The organism is Xanthobacter oligotrophicus (genome assembly GCF_008364685.1).
Classification (GTDB): domain Bacteria; phylum Pseudomonadota; class Alphaproteobacteria; order Rhizobiales; family Xanthobacteraceae; genus Xanthobacter; species Xanthobacter oligotrophicus.
This window is the reverse complement of the sequence record NZ_VTTL01000007.1, coordinates 16,093-39,486: the sequence shown is the minus strand read 5'-3', so window position 1 is coordinate 39,486 and position 23,394 is coordinate 16,093. Positions and strand designations below refer to the sequence as shown.

Sequence of the window (23,394 nt, the reverse complement as noted above, 5' to 3'; positions counted from 1 at the left end):
CCCACCCGGCCCCTTCCCCTTGGGACACCTGACCTGCGTCATATCCTGTTGCAGGGAAAGGCGTATGCAGGTCGTGACCCCGGCAGAATCGGCGCCGGACGCAGGGAGCAACGCCATGCATCGGGAAAACCACCTCATCTCCCGCATCGGCTGGCTGCGGGCGGCGGTGCTCGGCGCCAATGACGGCATCATCTCCACGGCGAGCCTCGTGATCGGCGTCGCCGCCGCCTCCGCCACGGCCAGCGAGCCCTTGGTGGCGGGCGTCGCCGGCCTCGTGGCGGGCGCCATGTCCATGGCGGCGGGGGAATATGTCTCCGTCAGCTCCCAGGCCGACACCGAGGCGGCGGACATGGCCCGCGAGCGGAAGGAGTTGGCCGAGCAGCCCCGGGCGGAACTCGCCGAGCTGGCGCAGATCTATGTGGAGCGCGGCGTCGAGAAGGCGCTCGCCCTCAAGGTGGCCGAGCAGATGATGGCGAAGGACGCCTTCGCCGCCCACGCCCGCGACGAGCTGGGCCTCAGCGAACACATGGTGGCGCGGCCGATCCAGGCGGCGCTCACCTCCGCCGGCACGTTTGCCGCCGGCGCCGCCTTGCCGCTGGTGCTCACCGCCGTGGCGCCGCAGGGGTCGATCCCGCTGGTGGTGGCGGGCGGTTCCCTCGTCTGCCTCGCATTGCTCGGCGCGTTGGGCGCCCGCGTCGGCGGCGCCGGGCTGCTGAAGCCCACGGTGCGCGTCACCTTCTGGGGCGCCTTCGCCATGGCCGTCACCGCCGCCATCGGCGCCCTCATCGGCCACGCGGTCTGAGACGCAAAACTCCGCTCGAGCGCCACGCCGGCTGAAGTGGAAATCCCCGCTCAGCCGAAGGCGAAATCGGCCAGCGCATGCGCCCGCTGGAACGCGGCAGTGGCGCCCGCGATCACCCCCTGCTCGCCGGCACCGTCCAGATCGGCGCCGTCCAGCCCCGCGCTGAAGCGGCGCCAGTGGGCCAGGACCCCCTCCGGCGCCGGGGCGAGGTGGCGGGCGCCGAATGCCGGCGTGAGGCCCAGCCCCTGCGCACCCTTCAGCAGCACGGCGCCGCCGAGGCGCGCGCCTTCCAGCACATAGAGCCAGCCCAGCGCCGTGGCGGCATCGGGCAGGCCCCTCGCGAAAGCCGGCTCCGGCGCACCGGCCGGGCGGCCGCGCGGTTGCCCGAGATCCTCAAGGTCGCGCTCCACCAGCTCGAGCCGTGCGCCCACGCCGGCCCCCGCCAAAAGCCCGGCCAGGGCCGGATGCCCGTACAGCGGCTCGCCGTCGGCGTGAAGCAGGCGCTGGAACAGCAGGAAGCGGGCATAGCGGGCGCGGTCCGCGAACGCCCCCGCCGCCATGATCCGGGCATCAAGCCGGCCGTGCACCGTCGCCGTCTCAGCCTTCAGCCGCCCGGAGCGGGTGAGGGCCACGCTGTCCGTCCCATACATGCCGGCGGCCCTACCGCAGGCCGATGGGCGCGGTGACGATGGTGCGCAGGCCGGGGGCATTGTCGAGGTCCTCCAGCGTGCCGTTGAGGCTCTGCACCATGGCGTTGAGGATGATGGTGCCGAAGCCCTGCCGCGTGCCGATCTTGCCGGCGCCCCGGTCGGCCACCACCAGCCGGAAGCGGTCGCGGTTCTGGTCGAGGGCGAGGATCAGCGGCCCCGGCGCGCCCATATAGGCGTATTTGGCCGTGTTCAGCACCAGCTCGGTGAGGATCAGGCCGAGCCGCACCGCCCGGTCGGCGGCGATCAGCACCGGCGCGAGGTCGAGCATCAGGTGCGCGCGCCATTCGGCGCCGAGGGAATTGGTGACCTCGTGGGACAGGTCCATGAGATAGCGCGACAGGTCCACCGTCTCCACCTGGTCGCCGCCATAGAGCTGGCGGTGGACGAGGCCCACGGCGGCGATGCGGCGCTCCGCCTCCGCCAGCGCGTCGCGCGCCGGCGCATCGCCCAGGGTGCGCGCCTGAAGCCGCAGGAACGAGGCCACCAGTTGCAGGCTGTTCTGCACCCGGTGGTTCACCTCGTGCATGAGGTGGTCCTTGTATTGAAGCAGGCGCTCGTTCTCCACCACGGTGGCGGAGAGCTGGCGGTTGAGCTCGCGGATGCGGCGCTGCTGGCGTGCCTGCAGCAAGTCATGGGCGAGGCGCTGGGCGGTCTCGGTCTCCACCAGCGTCCAGCGGCGCGACTGCCCGCGCACGGTCTCGCTCCAGGCGGCGAAGGAGGCGCGCGGCGTCAGCTCCGCCTGCGGATCGGCGGACGAGGCCTTGTGTGGGTTGCCGGCCCAGTTCACCACCTCCACCTGCTCGGCGCGGAACCACAGCAGCGACAGCGGCTCCTCCCCCGGCACGGTGATGCCCAGGAGCCCGCTCGCCCGCGCGTCCACCGCGCCGGAGGCGGCGGGCAGGTATTCGGACAGGGCATGGGTGCTGAAGGCGCGCACCTGCGCCTGCGTCTCCACCCACTGCGCGATGCACCGGACGGCGTCCGCATCCGGGCAGCGGCCCTTGGTCAGGAGCATGGATCCGGCCACGGCGGCGAAGCCGTCGGCGCCCAGCGCCTGGCGCAGGTCGTCGCCGTGCCGGGCGAGCACGTCCTCCACCGCGCAATCGCCCGCGAGGGCCTCGGCAAGCGCGTCCTCGGCGGCGCGCAGGCGGATGCGCTCGCGATAGAGCACCGCGTCCGCCTTGGCGCGGATCTGCCGGGCAAGGTTGCCCGCCAGCGACTGGCAAGCGAGGCGCAGCTCGTAGGGCAACAGCCGCGCCGTGGAGTGATGGCAGGCCACCAGCCCCCACAGCTGCCCGTCCTTCACGATGGACACCGAGGCCGAGGCCCCCACCCCCATGTTCTTCAGATACTGCACATGGATGGGCGAGACCGATCGCAGCCCGAGATCGCTCATGTCGAGATCGCTCAAGCCGGGCCCGGCGCCTTCGGGCGACACCGGCCTGAGCGGCGCGGGCGCATAGGCCACGTCGGGAATGACCCGCACGCGGTTGCGCACATAGAGCGCGCGCGCCTGCCTCGGCACGTCGCCGCCGGGAAAATGGTGGTTGAGGAAGGAGCCCATCTGCGGCGCCTTTGCCTCCGCCAGCACTACGCCGGCCTCGTCGTCGCGGAACTGGTAGATCATCACCCGGTCGAAGCCGGTGATCTGGCGGAACGCATCGGCCGCCTCTGCGCACAGGTTGCGCAGGTCCGGCGCGCGCTCGAAGCGGGTGGCGGCGGCATCGAGGCGGGCGAGGATGTCGGCGGCCGCCAGCTGCGCACCGGCCGGCTCCAGCTCCACCAGGAGGCCCCGCTCGGAGCGGTGGACCTGCGCCTCGAAGGTCTCGTCCCGGCCGGGCACCCGCCCCACCCGCACCGCGCCCGTCGGCGCCGCCGCGCCCAGCAGGCCGGCCACGTCGCATCGAAGCAGCGTCGCGAGGTCGTGCCCGCGCCAGTCGGCGGCGAGCCGGCCTTCCACGTCGCCGGCCGCGGCCACCACCTTCAGCGTGGCCGGATCGGCCACCAGCAGCACGCCGTGGGGCTGGATGGCGCCCGGACTGTGGATCGGCTCGCGGTCGCACGCGGAGAGGAGGTCGGGATTGGATCGGGCCGGGGAGCGGGAGGTCGCGTCTTCCATCAACTCAGGCTTTGCATCGGTGGCGGTGGGGCATGAACGGCTTACGCATGGACCTCAGGCTCCGTGGGCCCGGCGGGCAGGGCAAGGGGAAGATGTGCCCTCCACAGGCCGAATCCACCGGAAAACCATGTCGATCAACGCCATCCATTGCATGCCGGTTCCGGCCAAGCCAAACGCATCCGTGAGCTGGGGGCAGTGCTGCGGGGGACAGCCGTGCAATCGCCGCTTGCGCCGGTGCATCTGGCGGGCGCCGGGCCGCCATGGCATTGGCGCAGTTCCTGCTTATATCCTCGCATCGCCATGAAGATCCAACAGCTCACCCGCGAACTGATCGAATCCGGCGGCATCGATGCCATCGCGGCACGGGACGCCCCGGCTCTGCGCGTGCTCACCGACGCGGAGCGTGCCGCCTCGCTGCGCGCTACCCTGGACGCGCGCCCAGACGGGGACGCCTGGCTGTTCGCCTATGGCTCGCTGATCTGGAATCCCACGGTGCACGCGCAGGAACACCGCACAGCACGCATCGAGGGCTGGCACCGGGCCTTCTGCCTGACCACCGTGCTCGGGCGCGGCACCACCGACAATCCTGGCCTCACGCTGGGCCTCGACGAGGGCGGCCTCTGCCACGGCGTCGCCCTGCGCATCGACGAGGCGATCCTGGAGCGCGAGCTGTCCATCCTGTGGCGGCGGGAGATGCTGTCGGGCGCCTATGTTCCGCGCTGGCTGGACATTTTCGATGCAGATGGCGCGCGCTTCGGCAGCGCCATCTCCTTCACCATCGACCGGGCCAGCTGCCAATATGCCGGCGGCCTCACCCGCGCCGAGATCGTACAGCGGCTGGCCCACGCCTCCGGCGCCATCGGCTCGGCGGCGGACTATCTGTTCCAGACCTGCGCCGGGCTGCGCGCCCACGGCATCCCCGACCCGGTGCTGGAGGCGCTGGCCGAGGAAGTCGCCGCCGCCCGCGACGAGAGGCTGGCGCGGGAGGGCTGAGCCCTTCCGCTGGTTCAGGTGTGCCCCGGCCTCACACCAGCGCGGTGGGCAAGGGCTCGCCGGCAAAATGCGCCACCAGATTGGCCAGCACCAGGTCCGCCATGGCCTGCCGGGTCTCCCCGGTCGCGCTCGCCATGTGGGGCGTGAGCACCACGTTGGGCAGGCCGAAGAAGCCGTCCGGTACCCGCGGCTCGTCGGCGAACACGTCGAGGGCGGCGCCGCCGATGCGGCCCTCCTTCAGCGCCGCCAGCAGCGCCGGCTCATCCACCAGCGAGCCGCGCGCCACGTTCACGAGGATGCCCTTGGGACCGACGGCGTCGATCACCGAGCGGTCGATGACGTTGCGCGTCTCGGCGGAGGCCGCCGCCGCCACCACGAACACGTCGCTGCGCGCCGCCAGCGCCTGGGGCGTCACCTCGAAAGCGTACGGTACGTCGAGCTTCACCCGGTCGCTGTAGGCAATCTGCGCGTCGAAGCCTTCGAGCCGCCGCGCGATGGCCCGCCCGATGCGGCCCAGACCGAAGATGCCGAAGCGCCGCCGCGAGACCTTGGCGCCCAGCGCCAGATCTCCGCCCAGCCACTGGCCGGCGCGCACATAGGCATCGCCCTTCACGATCTGCCGCAGCAGCGCGATGGACAGGCCGATGGCAAGGTCCGCCACGTCCTCGGTGAGCACATCCGGCGTGTTGGCGACGCGGATGCCCCGGCGCTTGGCCTCCACCAGATCCACCTTGTCGAAGCCCACGCCGTTGATGGCGACGATCTCCAGCGCCGGCAGCTTGGCGCCAAGATCCGGCGGCAGGCCGAGATGGCCGCCAGTAACGAAGCCGCGGATGGCGCCGGCGTGGCGGGTGAGGAAACCGTCCGGATCCTTGTCCTCGAAGAAGCGATGCACGGTGAAGCGCTCGGCCAGCGCCGCCTCAAGGCCCGGCATCAGCGGGCAATACTGGATGATTTCGGGTTTCATGTGTGTCCTCGATGGGATGGGGCCGGCACGCGCGCGGCCGCGCCGGCCGCAGCACGGCGGCCGGGGATGGGATGGACCGATGAACGCTCTCCGCCCTTCCGCTGCTTTGGCTCCGTCATGGCCGGGCTTGTCCCGGCCATCCACGCGGGGCGGCCGGGAGCAACTTCCGTACGTTGCCGCGAACGGCTCGGCGTGGATGCCCGGGACAAGCCCGGGCATGACATGGTTATTGAGACAACGACTGCTTCGCATTTTCAGGCGGATACTCGCGAAGCCCCCCGCCTACTTCACGTCGGCCTTCAAAAACTGCCGCATCTCGGGGGTCTTGGGGTTCTCGAACAGGTCGCGGGAGGGACCGGCCTCGTGAATGCGGCCCTGGTGCATGAACACGGTGGTGTTGGCGACGCGGCGGGCAAAGCCCATCTCGTGGGTGACGAGCAGCATGGTCATGCCGTCGCGGGCGAGCTTCTCCATCACCGCCAGCACCTCGCCGGTGAGTTCGGGGTCCAGCGCCGAGGTGACCTCGTCGAACAGCATCACCTTGGGCTGCATGGCCAGCGAGCGGGCGATGGCCACCCGCTGCTGCTGGCCGCCGGAGAGCTGGTCGGGATAGGCGTCGATCTTCTCCGACAGGCCCACCAGCGCCAGCACCTCCTCGGCCTTTTTGCGGGCGGTGGCCTTGTCCACCCCCTTCACCCGGCGCGGGGCGAGCATGATGTTTTCCGCCACGTTGAGGTGGGGGAACAGGTTGTAGCTCTGGAACACGATGCCCACGTCGGTCCTGAGCTTGCGCAAAGCGGCCCGGTCGGGGGTCACCTCGTGGCCGGCGACGCGGATGGCGCCCGACTGGAACTGCTCCAGCCCGTTGATACAGCGCAGGAGCGTGGACTTGCCCGAGCCCGAGCGGCCGATGAGCGCCGTCACCTCGCCGGGGGCGACGGAGAGGGACACTCCCTTCAGGACTTCCACCGCGCCGAAGCTCTTGTGGACCTGGTCAATGACGACTTCCGACATGGAGCCTCCTTTCCAGCCAGCGCGAGAGCTGGGACATGGGGTAGCAGATGACGAAGTAGAGGGCGGCCACCGTCAGGAACACCCGGAACGGCTGGAAGGTGGCATTGTTGATGAGCTGGCCGGCGCGGGTCAGCTCCACGAAGCCGATCAGGGCGGCAATGGAGGTGTTCTTCACCAGCTGGACCAGGAAGCCCACCGTGGGCGGCAGGGAAATACGGATCGCCTGCGGCAGGATGATGTAGAGATACTGTTGCGGGATGGTCAAAGCGAGGCTTTCGCCGCTCTCCCACTGGGGTTTCGGCACCGCCTGGATGCAGCCACGCCAGATCTCGCCCAGATAGCCCGAGGCATAGATGGACATGGACAGGCCGGCGGCGACGATGGCCGGCAGTTGGTAGCCGGCGAGGCTCAGCCCGTAATAGCTGAGGAACAAGATCATCAGCACCGGGATGCCCTGCACCACCTGGATATAGACGCCGGCGGCAATGCGCAAAGCGCTGGTTCGGGCGGTGCGCATGAGCGCCACCAGGAAGCCGGCGATGCCGCCGCCCACCATGGCCAGCCCGGTGAGGGCCAGCGTCCACTGGAGGCTTTCCAGCAGGAAATAGAATTCGTTGAGGCCGAAGCTGCGCAGGAACATCACACTGCCTCCACCTTGAAGGTGGGCTGCGTCGCCCGCCTGCCGGGCCGCCCGAACAGGCGCCAGCCGATGAGCGCGAGGCCGCCGCGCAAGGTCAGCGCCAGCGCAAGATAGATGAGCGTCACCGCGATATAGACCTCGAACGAGCGGTAGCTCTGCGACTGGGCGTAGGAGGCGGCGGCCGTCAGCTCCGGCGTGGAGATGGCCGAGCACACGCTGGACGCCAGCATCATCAAGACGAACTGGCTGCACAGGGAGGGATAGACCTTCGCCACCGCCGGCAGGATGATGATGTCGCGGTAAATCTGCAGCTGGGTGAGGCCCAAGGCTTCGCCCGCCTCGATCTGCGACTTGTGAATGGATTCGATGCCGGCGCGGATGATCTCGGTGGAATAGGCGGCCAGGTTGATGGTCATGCCGATGAGGGCCGCCGTCACCGCCCCCACCCGCAAGCCCAACGTGGGCAGGCCGAAATAGATGATGAACAGCTGCACCAGGAACGGCGTGTTGCGGATCACCTCCACATAGGCATCCACGAGGAACCGCACCGGCCCCCCGCGTACGCTGCGCAGCGAGGCGAGCACCACGCCGAAGAAGGTCCCGGCGGCGGTGGAGGCCACCGACAGCCAGACGGTCATCAGGAGCCCGTCGAAAAGCTGCTCGCGATATTGCGCGAGCACCTCCAGCCTGAGTTCATAGGGCATGGCGAAGCCTCTCTGCGCGGCGACGAAATCAGAAGGTGGGCAGGCTCGCCGGGAAGGGCTCGCCGGTCCATTTCACCGCGATGGCGTCGAGCTGGCCGGAGACCTTCATCAGATAGATGAGGGTGTTGAGATAGTGCGCCAGCTCGAAATCGCCGGGCAAAGTGGCCATGGAATTGCCCTGGCGGAAGAACGGCTGGCCCACCTGCAGGCCGGCGGTCGGCATCTGCTTCAGCAGCGCGGCAGCAACCGTGGAGGGCAGCGCGGTGCCGTCCACCTGGCCGGAGAGCAGGGCCTGGGCGGTGGTGGCGTCGTCCTCGTAGACCACCAGCTCGAGGCCGGGCACGTTGGCGCGGCGCAGGGCGGTTTCCTGCGAGGAGCCGCGATTGACGGCGATGCGCTTGCCCTTGAGATCGGTGACGACGTTGTAGACCTTCCCCGGCCCCGACACGATCACCATGTTGAAGGCGCTGTAGGGGGTGGTGAACATCACCGTCTTGGCCCGCTCGCCGGTGGGGGCCAGCGTCGCCACGAGGAAATCCACCTGCCCGGTCTGGAGCGCGGGAATGCGCGCCGGCGGCGTTACCGGCACCAGCTCCACCGGCAGGTTGAACATGGTGCCCACAAGGTTGGCCACGTCCACGTCATAGCCGGCCGGCTTGCCGTGCTCATCCACCATGCCCATGGGCGGGGCGCCGGTGAGCACGCCGATGCGCACCTTGCCGCGCTTTTGGATGTCGGAAAGGCTGGTGGCGTCGGCGGTACCGGCGGCAAGGCCCGCCAGCGGGCCGGCTGCGGCAAGCGCGAGCGCCCCGGCCGCGATGAAGGTGCAGAACATCTTTCGCATAGGTCAAATCCTCCCGGTTTTTCTCGGTCTTTACTTTAGAGGCGCATCTCCGGGTCTTCGCGCCCGGATGGGCAATGCCGCCTGTCGAAAGGCGTTGCGTTCAGAGCGTCGCCAGAACGCCGCCGTCCACGTAGAGAATCTGGCCGTTGACGAAGTCGGAAGCGGGCGAGGCGAGGAAGATCACCGCGCCCTGCAATTCCTCCACCTTGCCCCACCGACCGGCAGGGGTGCGCGCCTTCAGCCAGCGGTCGAAATCGGGGTTTTCCACCAGCGCCTGATTGAGCGGGGTGGCGAAATAGCCCGGCCCCACCGCATTGATCTGGAGGCCGTGGCGGGCCCAGTCGGTGCACATGCCGAAGGTGAGGTTGCGCACCCCGCCCTTGGCCGCCGTATAGGGCGCCACCGAATAGCGCGCCGCCGCGCTCATGAGGCTGCCGATATTGATGATCTTGCCGCGTCCGCGCTTGATCATGTGGCGGGCGACCGCCTGGCCCACGAAGAACACGCTGTCGAGATTGGTGCGCATCACCTCGCGCCAGGTGTCCACCTCGAACTCCTCCAGCGGCGCGCGGCGCTGGATGCCCGCATTGTTGACGAGAATGTCGATGGGGCCATGGTCCTTTTCGATGGCGTCCACCGCATCGGCCACCGCCTTGGGATCGGTCACATCGAAGGCCGCCTGCTCCACCGCAATGCCTTGCGCAGTGAGCTGCTCTGCCGCCTTGGCGAGCTTGCCCTCGTCGCGGCCGTTGATGACCACGCGGGCGCCGGCGCGGCCGAGGCCCTCGGCCAGCGACAGGCCTATGCCCTGACCCGATCCGGTGACCAGTGCTCGCTTGCCGCTGAGGTCGAACAATTGCAGGGACACGCTGTCCTCCTCCCCATGCCGGAGCGCATCTGAAATGTGCGCCGCTCTTGCGCGAACTGTATTTCATGATATCGGTAACATGACAAGAGGCAAAGCGGACCGCGATACGCACATTCGCCGCCGAAGCTGCAAGGAGAGGAAACATGAAGGCCGCCGTCATTCACGCCGCCAAGGACCTGCGCCTGGACGAGCGCCCCGAGCCGGAAATGGCCGCCAACGAGGTGCTGGTCTCGTTCCGCGCCGGCGGCATCTGCGGCTCGGACCTGTCCTATTACGGCAAGGGCCGGGTGGGCGATTTCGCCCTCAGGCAGCCCATGGTGCTGGGCCACGAGATTTCCGGCGAGGTGATCAAGCTCGGCGCCTCCGTGAGCACGCTGGCGCTCGGCGATCATGTGGCGGTGAACCCGAGCCGGCCGTGCCTCGAATGCGACTATTGCCGCGCCGGGCGCAGCAATTTGTGCCGCAACATGCGCTTCTTCGGCAGCGCCGCCATCTATCCCCACGTGCAGGGCGCCTTCTCTGAAACCTTCGTGTGCCGCGCCGACCAGTGCGTGAGCGTGCCGCGCGATATCCCGTTCCGCCGGGTGGCCATGGCCGAGCCCCTGTCGGTGGCCATCCACGGCGTGCGCCGGGCGGGCGAGCTGGCGGGCAAGCGCGTGCTCATCGCCGGCGCCGGCCCCATCGGCATGCTGCTGGCCATCGCCGCGCGGCGGGTGGGGGCAAGCTGTATCGCCATCACCGACATCGTGGATGCGCCGCTGGAGCTGGCCCGCGCCGCCGGCGTGGACGAGACCATCAACGTCGCCACCGCGCCCGAGCAGCTGGCCCGCTACGAGAAGGACAAGGGCTTCTTCGACGCGGCGCTGGAAGCCACCGGCGTGCCGCAGGCCCTCGCCTCCTTGTTCAAGGTGGTGCGGCCGGGCGGCCGGGTGGTGCAGCTCGGCATGATGCCCCCCGGCGACGTACCGGTGCCGGCCAACATGCTGATGGCCCGCGAGATCGACTTCGTCGGCGCCTTCCGCTTCAGCGGCGAGTTTCACACCGCCGTGGACTGGCTGGTGCGCGGCCTCATCGATGTGGAGCCGGTCATGTCCGCGGACCTGCCCATGAGCCGCCTGGACGAGGCCTTCCAGCTCGCCGCCGACCGCAGCCGCGCCATCAAGGTGCACCTGCACTTCTGAGGACGCCGCCCACCCCCCATCATTCCGCGCCGGCCGGAAACCCGCGCGCAGCTTCATCTGGAGACACACATGTTCACGCGCAGCGCCGTCTTCGAGGGCACCATCCGCCCCGGCCAGGAAGACGCCTTCTTCGCCATCGTGGAGAACGAGCTTCTGCCCATCTGGAAGCGCATGCCGAACGCGCAGGCGGTGCGCGTCATGCGCACGGTGGAGCCCGATGCGGGCGCCCCCTCCATCGTGATGGTGCAGGAGGTGGACTATCCCTCCCGCGAGGCCATCGCCGAGGCGCTTGCCTCCCCGGTGCGCACCGAGGGCCGGGCCGCCACCGATCGCCTCGCCGAATTCTTCGACGGCCGCTTCTACCATTTCGTCTATGAGCGGATGGCACCTCGGTAAGGCCATCCGCCTCCACAGAGGAAAAACGCATTTTCAGGCGGAGCAGGCCCTGGCTCACCTGAATAAAATGCGAAAACCCAAGTAGAAGTACAGATCCCGCGCACCCCGCGCGGGATCAAGCTCCAGCACGCGAGCGGACCCAAGCCATGTCCCGACCAACCCAGAAGCCCACCATGCGGGATGTCTCGCGCCTCGCGCGGGTGTCCCCCATGACCGTTTCGCGGGTGTTCACCGATCCGGACACGGTGGCCGCGCCCACCCGCGAGCGGGTGCTGAAGGCCGTGGAGCAGCTCGGCTACCTGCCGGATCTGGTGGCCGGGGCCTTGTCCTCGCGGCGCACCAACTTCGTCGGGCTGATCCTGCCCACCCTGACCAACTCCAATTTCGGCGACACCGCCCAGGGCCTCGCCGAAGTGCTGAAGGCCGACGCCACCCAGTTGCTCATCGGCTACACCCTCTATCAGGTGGCCGAGGAGGAACGGCTGGTACGCGCGCTTTTGCCCCGCCGACCGGACGCCATCGTCATCGCCGGCTCGGTGCACACGGCCGCGACCCGCACCCTGCTCGACCGCGCCGGCATTCCGGTGGTGGAGATCTGGGAGCAGCCGGACCAGCCCCTCGACCGCGCCGTGGGCTTCTCCAATTTCGAGGTGGGGCGCGCCGCCGCCCGCCATCTCATCGCACTGGGTCACCGCAAGATCGGCGCCATCGGGCCGGAGGCCGACGCGGACCTGTGCGACCATCGCGCCGACGCCCGCCTGAAGGGCTTTGCCTCCATGCTGCGCGAGGCCGGCCTCTCCGACGCTTTTGTGCTGCGCCACGGCCTGCCGCCGGCCTCCTTCGAGCACGGTGCCGCCGCCATCGGCGCCCTTTTGGCCCTGGCACCGGACGTGGAGGCGGTGTTCGCCGTGTCCGACCTTGCGGCCTTCGGCGCCATGATGGAGCTGAAGCGGCGCGGCATCGACGTGCCCGGGCAGATCTCCCTGATGGGCTTCGGCAATTTCGAGGTGGGCCGCCTCAGTTACCCGGCCATGACCACCATCGGGGTGGATGCCCGGGCCATCGGCGCCGCCACCGGCACCATGCTGCGCGCCCTGCTCAAGCGGGATGCGCAGGAAGCCGAGGTGGAGCGCAACGTGGACGTGGGCTTCACCCTGATCGAGCGCGAGACCACCGCCCCGCGCTCCGCCGCGCCGGCGAAAGCGCGCAAACGCCCGTCCGCCGCGGCGGCCGGCGACCAACCAAAGACGGCAGCCGCCCCCCGGCGCACGCAGGCCGCAAGGGAAACGCCATGACACAGTTGAAGAAGCCCGAGCTGAAGAAGGCCGATGTGGCCGTGATCGGCGCCGGCATCATGGGCAGCGCCATCGCCCAGCGCCTGCTGGACACCGGCCATCCGGTCCATGTGTTCGACATCGATCCCGCCCGCGTGGCGGCGCTCGAGGCCAAAGGCGCCACCGGCCACGCCAGCATCGCCGGGGCGGCGGGCGCGGCGCCTTTCGTCATCCTCAGCCTGAACCGCGCCGACATCGTCGAACAGGCGGTGTTCGGCCCCGCCGGCGTCGCCTCGGTGGCCGCCCCGGAGCGGATGGTGATCGACATGTCATCCATCGACCCCGGCGCCACCCAGCGCCTGGCCGAGCGGCTCAAGCGCGAGACCGGCATGGCCTTCGTGGATTGCCCCCTGTCCGGCGGCGTGCCCGGCGCCCGCGAGGGCCGGCTCACGGTGATGGCCGGGGGCGAGCCGGACGACGTGCAGCGCGCCCGTGCGGTGATGGACGATCTGTGCGCCAACTACACCCGCATGGGCGGGCCGGGCGCCGGGCAGACCACCAAGCTCGTCAACCAGTTGTTCTGCGCGGTGCTGTTCCAGGCGGTGGCGGAAGCGGTGAAGCTGGCCGAGGCCGGCGGCGTCGATCCCGCCGCCATTCCCGTGGCCCTGAGCGGCGGACGGGCCGATTCGCGCATCCTCGGGGAATTCATGGCCAAGTTCGCGGCCCGCGACTACACGCCCACCGGCCGCATCGAGAACATGCTGAAGGACCTCGAATCCGTGCAGGCCTTCGCCATGGCCACCCGCACCCCGCTGCCCATGACCTCCCTGGTGACGGAGATCCACCGCCTGCTCCAGGCCGCAGGGCTCGGCGACCGGGACACCGCCGAGATGATGCGCCTGCTCGACGGCACGGCATAGGCGCCCGTCCGGCCCTCCCCGCCCCTTTCACCGCCATGACTTCCCCAGCGACACCCCCGCCGGCTACCGCGCCGCGCGGGGCATGCGCCGTCCCCCATAATACGAACGGTGGATCGTTGAGTTGCTTCACCCGAAAGTATAAGCTTCCGGCGTCTTCGGAAAAAAGTGCTCCCGCCGTGGACGAACGCAACTGCAATACACCCGAAATACCGCTAAACTTCTGATTTGAGGCGGTTCTTTGCCTCCCAAGCCCCTGTGTGCAGTGCGGGAGCCTGCCGCAGGAGTATCGCCGAAAGTACGGTATCTCCCCAACTAGCGCCGGGCGCGCGGCTGGTCCAGATTGCAGGCGCGACGTGTGGCCCGCTCAAGCCCGGCGTCGTCCACGATAACAATCCGGTCCGCGGCGCATCCGTGGACCCAAAGGGAGGGGCTCCGATGGACGCATCTCTGGCCGCCCGCATTGCGGCCGACCCCAATTACCAGAAGCTGAAGGCGACGCGCTCGCGCTTCGGCTGGACGCTCACTTTTGCGATGCTGGTCGTTTACTACGGCTTCATCCTGCTTATTGCCTTCGACAAGGCCGTTCTTGCCGCGCGCATCGGCTCGGGCGTGATGACATGGGGTATTCCCATCGGCTTCGGCGTGATCGTCTTCACGATCCTCATCACAGCCATCTACGTCCGCCGCGCGAACAGCGAGTTCGACGACCTTTCCGAGAAGATCAAGCAGCAGGTGCTCAAGTGATGTCGATGCATGCTTTCATCGGCAAGGCGGCGCGCCTTGCAGGCCTTTCAGCGCTTGCGCTTGTCCCCACGGCGGCCTTCGCGGCCGAGGCCATCGGCGCCTCGGAGAAGCAGGCCACCAACTGGACCGCAATCGGCATGTTCGCGATCTTCGTGATCGGCACCCTCTTCATCACCAAGTGGGCGGCCTCGAAGACCAAGTCGGCGGCCGACTTCTACACCGCCGGCGGCGGCATCACCGGCTTCCAGAACGGCCTCGCCATCGCCGGCGACTACATGTCCGCGGCCTCGTTCCTCGGCATCTCCGCGGCGGTGATGAGCTCCGGCTTCGACGGCCTCATCTATTCCATCGGCTTCCTCGTGGGCTGGCCCATCCTCACCTTCCTGATGGCGGAGCGCCTGCGCAACCTCGGCAAGTTCACCTTCGCCGACGTGGCCGCCTTCCGCTTTGCCCAGACCCCGGTGCGCGTGTTCGCGGCATCCGGCACGCTGGTGGTGGTGGCCTTCTATCTCATCGCCCAGATGGTGGGCGCCGGCCAGCTGATCAAGCTGCTGTTCGGCCTCGACTACTGGATCGCGGTGGTGATCGTCGGCGCGCTGATGATGGTCTACGTGCTGTTCGGCGGCATGACCGCCACCACCTGGGTGCAGATCATCAAGGCCTGCCTGCTTTTGGGCGGCGCCACCTTCATGGCCATCATGGTCATGTGGCGCTACGGCTTCAGCCCCGAGAACATGTTCGCGGCGGCCGTCAACGTGAAGACGCAGATCGCCACCGCCAAGGGCGCGGCCCCGGCTGCGGCGGAGGCGGCGGGACAGTCCATCATGGGGCCGGGCACCTTCATCAAGGACCCGATCTCGGCCATCTCCTTCGGCATGGCGCTGATGTTCGGCACCGCCGGCCTGCCCCATATCCTGATGCGCTTCTTCACCGTGCCCAGCGCCAAGGAAGCGCGCAAGTCGGTGATGTGGGCCACCGGGTGGATCGGCTATTTCTACCTGCTCACCTTCATCATCGGCTTCGGCGCCATCACCTTCGTGCTCACCAATCCGGAATTCCTGGATGCCAAGGGCGGGCTGATCGGCGGCTCGAACATGGCGGCGGTGCACCTCGCCCATGCGGTCGGCGGCAACATCTTCCTCGGCTTCATCTCGGCGGTGGCGTTCGCGACCATCCTCGCGGTGGTGGCCGGCCTGACGCTCTCGGGCGCCTCGGCGGTGTCGCACGACCTCTATTCGACGGTGATCAAGAAGGGCAAGGCCGACAGCGCCTCGGAGCTGAAGGTCTCGCGCGTCACCACCATCTGCCTCGGCATCCTGGCGGTGCTGCTGGGCATCGCCTTCGAGAAGCAGAACATCGCCTTCATGGTGTCCCTGGCCTTCGCGGTGGCGGCCTCGGCCAACTTCCCAGTGCTGTTCATGTCGGTGCTGTGGAAGGACTGCACCACCAAGGGCGCCGTGGTCGGCGGCTTCCTGGGCCTTGCGGCCTCGGTGATCCTGACCATCCTGTCGCCCTCGGTGTGGGAAGCCACGCTGGGCAATCCGGCGGGTTCCGCGCCGTTCCCCTACACCTCGCCGGCGCTGTTCTCCATGACGCTGGGCTTCGTCGGCATCTGGCTGGTCTCGATCCTCGACAACAGCCAGCGGGCGAAGATCGACCGGGCCGGCTTCCCGGCGCAGCAGGTGCGCTCCGAAACCGGCATCGGGGCATCGGAAGCCTCGGGTCACTGACCTAAGGGCCCTCCCGATGCCGCGGCCGGATCATCCCCCGCCCGGCACCGCTGACGAGGACAGCCGGACCAACACCCCCCGGGCCGACAAGGCCCGGGGACCGGGTGCCCTCGCTCCTTCGGACACAGGCGTGTCCCCCAACCCGCCCGACACCGGGCGGGTTTCGTTGTTGAGCCGCGAGCGCCGCGAGTTCGTCTCGCTGATGACCTCGCGGGTGCGCGACGTGTTCCTGCGCAAGCCGTTCTACGTGGACGGGTCCACGGACCTCGTCAGCCTGTGCCGCGCCCTGTCCGAGCGCGGGCTCGGCGAAGCTTTGGTGCGCGATGGCGACCGCATCGGCATCTTCACCACCACCGACCTGCGCGACGCCCTGCTGGGCGAGACGCCCCCCGCCCGCCTGCCGGTGCGGGAGGTGGCGACTTTCGAGCCGTGGTCGGTACACCCTGACGCCGAGCTGTTCGAGGCCCTCATCCTCATGCTGCGCCACCGCATCCACCGGGTGCTGGTGCGCGAGGGCACGGACGAGGCCGGCATCGTCGGCGTGCTGGGCCAGCTCGACCTCATGGCCTTCGTCGCCAACCACTCCCACCTCATCGCCCTGGAGGCCGAGCAGGCCACCAGCCTCGACGAGCTGAAGGCCGCAGCACGCCAGATCGACAGCCTCGTCGGCGTGCTCGATGCGGACGGGGTGCGGGTGGAGGTGATCGCGGCGCTGGTGGGCGAACTGAACCGGCAGGTGTTCCGCCGCCTATGGGAGATGCTGGCCCCGGAGGACCTGCGCACCCATTCCTGCCTCGTCGTCATGGGCTCGGAGGGGCGCGGCGAGCAGATCATCAAGACCGACCAGGACAATGCCCTGTTGCTGGCCGACGGCTTCACCTGCGACGGCCTCGACGCCATCACCGCGCGCTTCACCGCGGCGCTGATCGATTTCGGCTATCCGCCCTGCCCCGGCGGCATCATGCTGAGCCGGCCCCTGTGGTGCCAGACCGTGTCCGCCTTCAAGGACACGCTCAGGCAATGGATCCACGGCGGCGACCGGGACGGGCCCATGAATCTCGCCATCTTCCTCGATGCCGCCCCGGTGGCGGGGGACGCCGCGCTGCTGAAGGCGGCGCGGGACCACGTGGACTTCCTGATGATGAACGACGCTGGCTATTTCGCCCGCTTCGCCCAGGCGGTGGAGCGCTTCGGCGAAGGCGGCGGCTGGTGGACGCGGCTGCCGGGCCTCACCGGGCGGGCGGGCGCGGAGATCGACATCAAGAAGCTGGGCATCTTCCCCCTGGTCCACGGGGTGCGGGCGCTGGCGCTGGAGCACCGCATCGGCGCGCTCGGCACCGCCGACCGGCTCCAGGCGCTGGTGGCCACCGGCCACATGGAGGCGAGCTTTGCCCGCGACCTCACCGACGCGCTGCGCCTGCTCATCTCGCTCAAGCTCGCCAACAACCTGCGCCAGATGGCGGACGGCCGCCCGCCGGGCAACGCCATCCGCCTCACCGATCTGGGCACGCTGGAACGCCAGACGCTGAAGGAGGCCCTCGCCATCGTGCGGGGCTTCAAGCAGTGGCTGTCCCGGCACTACCGGTTCGACGCCCTGTGACCGCGGGCGACCAGACCGCGCCCCGCCCGGCCGCTCCGGCGGCGGCACAGGCGCACGTCCCGTCCGAGCGCGGCCCCCGCCCGCAGATCCTGCTCGCTTTGTTCGCCACCGGCGTGCTCGCCTTCAACTTCCCGCTGCTCATGGTCTGGGACGCGGACGTGAGCGTGTTCGGCCTGCCGCTGCTGCCGGTGGCCCTGTTCGCCATCTGGGCGGCGCTGATCGCCGCCCTCGCGGTGGCCAGCGAACGCCGGCCCAAGGCTTCACCCCCGATCCTGCCCCTGCGCGAAGGCGCGCCGCAGCCCCCGGCCCAACAGCTCCCCACGGAGGTGCCATGATCTCCGCGCCCGTGGTGGTGGGCGCGGCGGTATTCTACCTCGCGCTCCTGTTCGCCGTCGCCGCCTTCGCCGACCGGCGCGCGCGCGCCGGCCGCTCGATCATCGGCAATGCCTGGATCTATGCCCTGTCGCTGGCGGTCTATTGCACCGCCTGGACCTATTTCGGCAGCGTCGGGCGCGCCGCCGCGACGGGGGTGTGGTTCCTGCCCATCTATCTCGGGCCCATGCTCGCGATGCTGCTGGCGTGGATCGTGGTGCGCAAGATGATCCGCATCGCCCACACCTACCGCATCACCTCCATCGCCGATTTCATCGCCAGCCGCTACGGCAAGAGCCCGCTGGTCGCGGCGCTGGTCACCCTCATTACCGTGGTGGGCATCGTGCCCTACATCGCGCTCCAGCTGAAGGCGGTGTCGGCCGGCTACCTGCTGCTCACGGCCTCCGGGACGGCGGGCGGCGGGGCGAGCCCGGCCTGGTGGCAGGACGGCACGCTGCTGGTGACGCTGGCGCTCGCCCTCTTCACCATCCTGTTCGGTGCCCGCCACCTCGACAGCGCCGAGCGGCACGAGGGCATGGTGGCAGCGGTGGCCTTCGAATCCCTGGTCAAGCTGGTGGCCTTCCTCGCGGTCGGCGTGTTCGTCACCTATGGCCTGTTCGATGGCATGGCCGACATCTGGGCGCGGGCCAAGGCGGTGCCGGAGCTGGCCTCCCTGCTGCGCCTCGGCGGCGCGGGCGGGGCCGGCGCCTTCGGCTATGCCCAGTGGTTCACGTTGACGCTGCTCTCCATGCTGTCGGTGCTGCTGTTGCCGCGCCAGTTCCAGATGATGGTGGTGGAGTGCGTGAACGAGCGGCACCTCAAGCGCGCCGCCTGGGTGTTTCCCGCCTATCTCCTCGTCATCAACATCTTCGTGCTGCCGCTGGCGCTGGGCGGCCTGCTGCTGCTCGGCCCGACCGGGGCGGACCCGGAGACCTTCGTGCTGTCCCTGCCGCTGGCGAACGGGGCCACGGGGCTGGCGCTGTTCGCCTATGTGGGCGGGCTCTCCGCCGCCACCGGCATGCTGATCGTGGAGACCATCGCCGTCTCCACCATGGTCTGCAACGACCTCGTCATGCCGGCCCTGCTGCGGCGCAGGGATTTCGGCGCGCGGGCCGGCGGCGACCTCACGGCGCTCATCCTCAACATCCGCCGCGCCGCCATCCTCGCCATCCTGCTGCTCGGCTACCTCTATTTCCAGGTGGCGGGGGAGGCCTATGCGCTGGTCTCCATCGGCCTCATCAGCTTTGCCGCCGTGGCCCAGTTCGCCCCCGCCCTGTTCGGCGGCATGTATTGGCGCGAAGCCACCCGCGCCGGGGCGCTGGGCGGCCTGTTCGGCGGCTTCCTGGTGTGGGCCTACACCCTGATGCTGCCCTCGGTGGCGAAATCGGGATGGATCGACGACGGCTTCCTCATCCACGGCCCGTTCGGCATCACCGCCCTCGCCCCCGAGCGCCTGTTCGGCCTTCAGGGCCTCGACAACCTCTCCCACTCCCTGTTCTGGAGCCTCACCGTCAACGTCGCCCTCTATGTGGGCCTGTCGCTGTGGCGCGCGCCGTCGGGGCGGGAGGCGAGCCAGGCGCTCTTGTTCGTGGACGTGTTCGCTCGCGGCCATGCCACGGCAACCGCAGGCGCGGCCGACCCGGTATTCTGGCGCGGGCGCGCCCGTCCCGCCGACCTGATGGCGCTGGCCAGCCGCCTGCTCGGCCCCGAGGCGGCGCGCCAGATCTTCGAGGAGCACGCCCACGAGAGCGGCGTCGCCGTGGGCACCGACCTCACCGCCGACGCCCGGCTGGTGGACAAGGTGGAGCGGCGCCTTGCCGGCGCGGTGGGCAGCGCCTCGGCGCGGGTGCTGGTGGCGGCGGTGGCGGAGGAGGAGCCGCTCAGCCCCGCCGACGTCATGGAGATCCTGAACGAGGCCTCGCAGCTGCGCGTCTACGCGCTGGCGCTGGAGGAGAAATCCCGCTCGCTGGAGATCGCCTCGAGCGAATTGTCCGCCGCCAACGCCCAGTTGCGCACCCTGGACGAATTGAAGGACGACTTCGTCTCCTCCGTCACCCACGAATTGCGCACCCCGCTCACCGCCATCCGCGCCCTGTCCGAGCTGATGCTGGACACCCCCGACATGGAGGCGCCCCAGCGCCAGGAATTCCTCGCCATCATCGTGGGCGAGAGCGAGCGGCTGGGCCGCCTCGTCAACCAGGTGCTGGACATGGCCAAGCTCGAATCCGGCCATGGCGAATGGCACAATGCCGACGTGGACCTGCGCCGCCTCGTCCGTGACGCCGTCACCGCCACCACCGAGCTGGCGCGCAGCCGGGGCGCGCAGATCCTGTTCGAGGCGCCGGAGGCGGTGCCGCTGCTGCGCGCCGACCCGGACCGGCTGACGCAGGTGATGCTGAACCTCATCTCCAATGCGGTTAAGTTCGTCCCGGCCGAAGGCGGGCGCATCCGCGTCAGCCTTCATCTGGACGGCGACGGCCTCGTCGTTCGGGTGAAAGACAATGGGCCGGGGGTGCCCGAGGGCGAGCGCGACACCATATTCGAGAAGTTCCGTCAGGGTGGCGACGCCCTGACCCGCCCCCCCGGCACCGGGTTGGGGCTTCCGATCAGCCGCCGGATCGTGGATCATTTCGGCGGCAGGATGTGGCTGGAGAACCAAGACGGCAGCGGCGCGTGTTTCGCGTTCCGACTGCCCTTCCAGCCAGATGCCGGAACGGAAGGGCTTGCCCCTGCCGCGTCCGAACCCGCAGGCAAGGTGGAAGCCCTGGCCGGCGGCAACACGAGGGAGGAAACGCCATGACCCCGCAATCCGGCCCCGCCCCGACCATCGGCGCCGTCGCGTGCACCAAGGTGCTCATTGCCGACGACGAGCCCAACATCGTCGTCTCGCTGGAATTCATGATGAAGCGCGAGGGCTTCGACGTGCTGGTGGCCCGCGATGGCCGCCAGGCGCTGGACACCATCCGCCGCGAGCATCCGCGCCTTGTCCTGCTCGACGCCACCATGCCCGGCATGTCCGGCTTCGACGTGTGCGAGGCGGTGCGGGCCGATGCCGACGTGCGCTCCACCTGCATCGTCATGCTCACCGCCAAGGGCCGCGAGACCGACATGGCGCGCGGCGTCGGCGCGGGGGCGGACGCCTATGTCACCAAGCCCTTCTCCACCCGCGATCTGGTGCAGCAGGTGAAAGACATGCTGGCACGGGATTCTGCCGCAAGGGCGGTGGCGGCGAGCAGCGCTGCGGCCGGCGAACTGCCGAAGGATCTGCCGGCATGAGCTTCGACCGGCGCCTGGCGCTGATCGTGCTGGCGCCGGGCGCACTTCTTGGCCTGTGGCTCCTCCTCGGCGCCGGACTGCTGTTCGCGGCGCTGGGACCCGCCGACCGCGCCGCCGTCGCCGATATCCTGGCGCCGCTGATCGACAGCCACGGCATGCTGGTGGTGCTGTGGTGGTTTCTCGCCGCGCTCGGCGCCGGCGTCGTCGCCCTGCGCCTCCATGCCACCTATGGGGAGGCGCCGGCCCGCCTCGCCGATGCCACCCGCGTGCTGGCCGGCGACGCCGCCGCTCCGCCCCTCACCCCGCAAGGCGGCGCCGGCCTTCGCGCGCTCGGCGAGGCCATCAACGCCCTCGCCGGCCAGCGCCGCGCGCTCCAGGACGACATGGCCCGCCTCATCGCCGAGGCCAGCCGCGACGTGGCGCTCCAGCGCGACCAGCTCGCCGCCCTGATGGCGGAGCTGGAACAATCGGTGGTGGTGCTCAATCTCGAAGGGCGGATCCTGCTCTACAATGCCCGCGCCCGCGCCCTCTTCCGCACCCTGTCGCAGGCGCCGGGGGGCGTAGCGGGCGCAGAATTGATTGGCCTTGGCCGCTCCATCCATGCGGTCATCGACCGCGCCCTCATCGACCATGCCCGCGAAGGCATCGCCCGGCGCATCGCCCGCGGCGACGCCCAGGCCTCGGCGCGCTTCGTGACCACGACGCCCCTCGGCCACCTCATCCAGGTGTTGCTCGCCCCGGTGCGCGCGGCGGCGGACGACAGGGGCGATGTCACCGGCTTCGTGCTGCTGCTGGACGACATCACCGACGAATACGAGGCCCGCTCGCGGCAGGACCGCCGCTGGCTCGACCTGTCGGAAGCGAGCCGGGCCTCCTTCGCCAGCATGCAGGCGGCCCTCGACATGCTGGATTATCCGGACCTCGAGCCCGCCGACCGCGAGCGCTTCCAGGCCGTGGTGCGCGACGAGGTGGGCGTCATGAGCCACCGCCTCACCACGCTCGCCGCCGACGCCTCCCACGACATGAAGACCCGCTGGCCGCTGCAGGACATGCTGGGCGCCGACCTTGCTGCCGCCGCCGCCCAGCGCATCACCGCCGAGACCGGCCAGGCGGTGGACACGGTTGCGGTGGACGCCGACCTCTGGCTGAGCGTGGACAGCTTCGCCCTGATCCAGGCCCTCGCCTTCCTCGCCGCGCGCCTGTCCGAGACGCTGAAGGCCCCAAATCTCGCCCTGCGCCTCGCGCCGGCCGGCGGGCGCGCCCATCTCGACCTCGCGTTCCAGGGCACTGGGTCCGGCCTTGGGCCCGGCTTCGACCTCGCCGGCTGGCAGACGTGCCCCATGCAGACGGGGGACGCCCCTTCCCCCCTCACGGTGCGTGACGTGGTGGAGCGGCACGGCGGCGAGCTGTGGCTGGAGCATGCGCGCGACGGCTCGGGCGCACTGTTCCGCTTCCTGCTGCCGGTGGCCGCCGGCACGGTGGCGCCGGTGCCGGCACCCGGCGACAGCCGCCCGGCCTATTACGACTTCGACCTGTTCGCCGCGAGCGCTGAGAGCCGCGAGAGCGACGAGCGGGCGCTCAGCGAGATCGCCTATACGGTGTTCGACACCGAGACCACCGGCCTCGACCCCGCCGGCGGCGACGAGATCCTCCAGATCGGCGCCACCCGCATCGTCAACGGCCGGCTGCTGGCCAGCGAATGCTTCGACCAGTTGGTGGACCCGCAGCGCTCCATTCCGGAGGCCGGCATCGCGGTGCACGGCATCCGCCCGGAGATGGTGCGCGGCAAGCCGACCCTTCCCCAGGTGCTGCCCGCCTTCCACGCCTTTGCCGCCGACACCGTTCTCGTGGGCCACAACGTGGCCTTCGACATGCGCTTCCTGACCCTCAAGGAGAAGGCGAGCGGGGTGCGCTTCGACCAGCCAGTGCTCGACACGCTGCTGCTCGCCGCCATCGTCCATCCGGGGGAGGACAGCCACGGCCTGGAGGCCATGGCGGCGCGCCTCGGCATCGCCGTCTGTGGCCGCCATACCGCGCTGGGCGACGCGCTGGCCACCGCCGAGATCTTCCTGAAGCTGCTGCCGCTGCTGCGCCAGCGCGGCATTCTCACCCTCGGTCAGGCCCGCGCGGCGGCGCAGACCTCCTATTACGCGCGCCTGCGCTACTGATCCGGCCCGCTGGGTCGCTCTTTGTCGCAGCGTCAGGGGGACTCGACCGCCGACATGCGACAATACCACCCA

The 23,394-nt window shown here is 69.7% G+C and carries 21 protein-coding genes; 13 read left to right on the top strand and 8 right to left on the bottom strand.

Features of this window, described 5'->3' with window-relative positions:
- Positions 1-115 precede the first annotated feature (115 nt).
- Positions 116-802, top strand: coding sequence for a VIT1/CCC1 transporter family protein (locus tag FZ033_RS12700; RefSeq protein WP_149576508.1), 687 nt, complete (start codon positions 116-118; stop codon positions 800-802).
- A gap of 50 nt (positions 803-852) precedes the next feature.
- Here the strand turns inward: FZ033_RS12700 and FZ033_RS12695 are convergent, their stop codons facing one another.
- Positions 853-1,452, bottom strand: coding sequence for a biliverdin-producing heme oxygenase (locus tag FZ033_RS12695; protein WP_149576507.1), 600 nt, complete (start codon positions 1,450-1,452; stop codon positions 853-855).
- Between the two features lie 10 nt (positions 1,453-1,462).
- Positions 1,463-3,631, bottom strand: coding sequence for a histidine kinase dimerization/phosphoacceptor domain -containing protein (locus FZ033_RS12690; RefSeq protein WP_149576506.1), 2,169 nt, complete (start codon positions 3,629-3,631; stop codon positions 1,463-1,465).
- A gap of 300 nt (positions 3,632-3,931) precedes the next feature.
- Between FZ033_RS12690 and FZ033_RS12685 the strand changes: the two genes are divergently transcribed.
- Entirely contained in the window at positions 3,932-4,624 is a 693-nt protein-coding gene (locus tag FZ033_RS12685) for a gamma-glutamylcyclotransferase (RefSeq protein WP_232847463.1), read from the top strand.
- A 31-nt stretch (positions 4,625-4,655) separates the two neighbouring features.
- Here the strand turns inward: FZ033_RS12685 and FZ033_RS12680 are convergent, their stop codons facing one another.
- The 6 genes from FZ033_RS12680 to FZ033_RS12655 form a co-directional block, all read right to left on the bottom strand.
- Positions 4,656-5,591, bottom strand: coding sequence for a 2-hydroxyacid dehydrogenase (locus FZ033_RS12680; RefSeq protein WP_149576505.1), 936 nt, complete (start codon positions 5,589-5,591; stop codon positions 4,656-4,658).
- 282 nt (positions 5,592-5,873) lie between these two features.
- Positions 5,874-6,605: an amino acid ABC transporter ATP-binding protein gene (locus FZ033_RS12675; RefSeq protein ID WP_149576504.1), complete on the bottom strand. Its 732-nt coding sequence runs from the start codon at positions 6,603-6,605 to the stop codon at positions 5,874-5,876.
- A complete protein-coding gene (locus tag FZ033_RS12670; protein ID WP_012114459.1) occupies positions 6,586-7,245 on the bottom strand; it encodes an amino acid ABC transporter permease in 660 nt (219 codons plus the stop codon). Before FZ033_RS12670 ends, FZ033_RS12675 begins: the two co-directional genes overlap by 20 nt.
- Entirely contained in the window at positions 7,245-7,949 is a 705-nt protein-coding gene (locus tag FZ033_RS12665; protein WP_149576503.1) for an amino acid ABC transporter permease, read from the bottom strand. Before FZ033_RS12665 ends, FZ033_RS12670 begins: the two co-directional genes overlap by 1 nt.
- A gap of 28 nt (positions 7,950-7,977) precedes the next feature.
- Positions 7,978-8,784, bottom strand: a complete 807-nt coding sequence (locus FZ033_RS12660) for a transporter substrate-binding domain-containing protein (RefSeq protein WP_188079480.1) — start codon at positions 8,782-8,784, stop codon at positions 7,978-7,980.
- Between the two features lie 109 nt (positions 8,785-8,893).
- Positions 8,894-9,661 carry an SDR family NAD(P)-dependent oxidoreductase gene (locus tag FZ033_RS12655; RefSeq protein ID WP_149576501.1) on the bottom strand — a complete coding sequence of 256 codons (768 nt, stop codon included), beginning with the start codon at positions 9,659-9,661 and terminating at the stop codon, positions 8,894-8,896.
- A 143-nt stretch (positions 9,662-9,804) separates the two neighbouring features.
- On the opposite strand from FZ033_RS12655, the gene FZ033_RS12650 reads away from it, so the two are divergent.
- The 11 genes from FZ033_RS12650 to FZ033_RS12600 all read left to right on the top strand — a co-directional run bounded on the left by FZ033_RS12650 (position 9,805) and on the right by FZ033_RS12600 (position 23,322).
- Positions 9,805-10,842 carry an L-idonate 5-dehydrogenase gene (locus tag FZ033_RS12650; RefSeq protein WP_149576500.1) on the top strand — a complete coding sequence of 346 codons (1,038 nt, stop codon included), beginning with the start codon at positions 9,805-9,807 and terminating at the stop codon, positions 10,840-10,842.
- A 69-nt stretch (positions 10,843-10,911) separates the two neighbouring features.
- Positions 10,912-11,238, top strand: coding sequence for a hypothetical protein (locus FZ033_RS12645; RefSeq protein WP_149576499.1), 327 nt, complete (start codon positions 10,912-10,914; stop codon positions 11,236-11,238).
- Positions 11,239-11,384: 146 nt separating this feature from the next.
- Complete coding sequence (locus tag FZ033_RS12640) at positions 11,385-12,533, top strand: LacI family DNA-binding transcriptional regulator (RefSeq protein WP_149576498.1); 1,149 nt, start codon at positions 11,385-11,387, stop codon at positions 12,531-12,533.
- Entirely contained in the window at positions 12,530-13,432 is a 903-nt protein-coding gene (locus FZ033_RS12635) for an NAD(P)-dependent oxidoreductase (RefSeq protein WP_149576497.1), read from the top strand. Before FZ033_RS12640 ends, FZ033_RS12635 begins: the two co-directional genes overlap by 4 nt.
- Before the next feature lie 435 nt (positions 13,433-13,867).
- Complete coding sequence (locus FZ033_RS12630; protein ID WP_149576496.1) at positions 13,868-14,176, top strand: DUF485 domain-containing protein; 309 nt, start codon at positions 13,868-13,870, stop codon at positions 14,174-14,176.
- Positions 14,176-15,906, top strand: a complete 1,731-nt coding sequence (locus tag FZ033_RS12625; RefSeq protein ID WP_188079460.1) for a cation acetate symporter — start codon at positions 14,176-14,178, stop codon at positions 15,904-15,906. The genes FZ033_RS12630 and FZ033_RS12625 overlap by 1 nt, the downstream gene beginning before the upstream one ends.
- Before the next feature lie 130 nt (positions 15,907-16,036).
- A complete protein-coding gene (locus tag FZ033_RS12620) occupies positions 16,037-17,506 on the top strand; it encodes a putative nucleotidyltransferase substrate binding domain-containing protein (RefSeq protein ID WP_232847462.1) in 1,470 nt (489 codons plus the stop codon).
- The gene (locus FZ033_RS12615) at positions 17,503-17,841 is read left to right on the top strand and encodes a hypothetical protein (RefSeq protein WP_149576494.1); all 339 of its coding nucleotides are present in this window, start codon (positions 17,503-17,505) and stop codon (positions 17,839-17,841) included. Before FZ033_RS12620 ends, FZ033_RS12615 begins: the two co-directional genes overlap by 4 nt.
- Positions 17,838-20,678 (top strand): ATP-binding protein, encoded by a 2,841-nt coding sequence (locus FZ033_RS12610; RefSeq protein WP_149576493.1) that lies wholly within the window; start codon positions 17,838-17,840, stop codon positions 20,676-20,678. Before FZ033_RS12615 ends, FZ033_RS12610 begins: the two co-directional genes overlap by 4 nt.
- A complete protein-coding gene (locus FZ033_RS12605) occupies positions 20,675-21,154 on the top strand; it encodes a response regulator transcription factor (RefSeq protein ID WP_149576492.1) in 480 nt (159 codons plus the stop codon). Before FZ033_RS12610 ends, FZ033_RS12605 begins: the two co-directional genes overlap by 4 nt.
- Positions 21,151-23,322, top strand: a complete 2,172-nt coding sequence (locus tag FZ033_RS12600) for a 3'-5' exonuclease (RefSeq protein WP_149576491.1) — start codon at positions 21,151-21,153, stop codon at positions 23,320-23,322. Before FZ033_RS12605 ends, FZ033_RS12600 begins: the two co-directional genes overlap by 4 nt.
- Positions 23,323-23,394 lie beyond the last annotated feature (72 nt).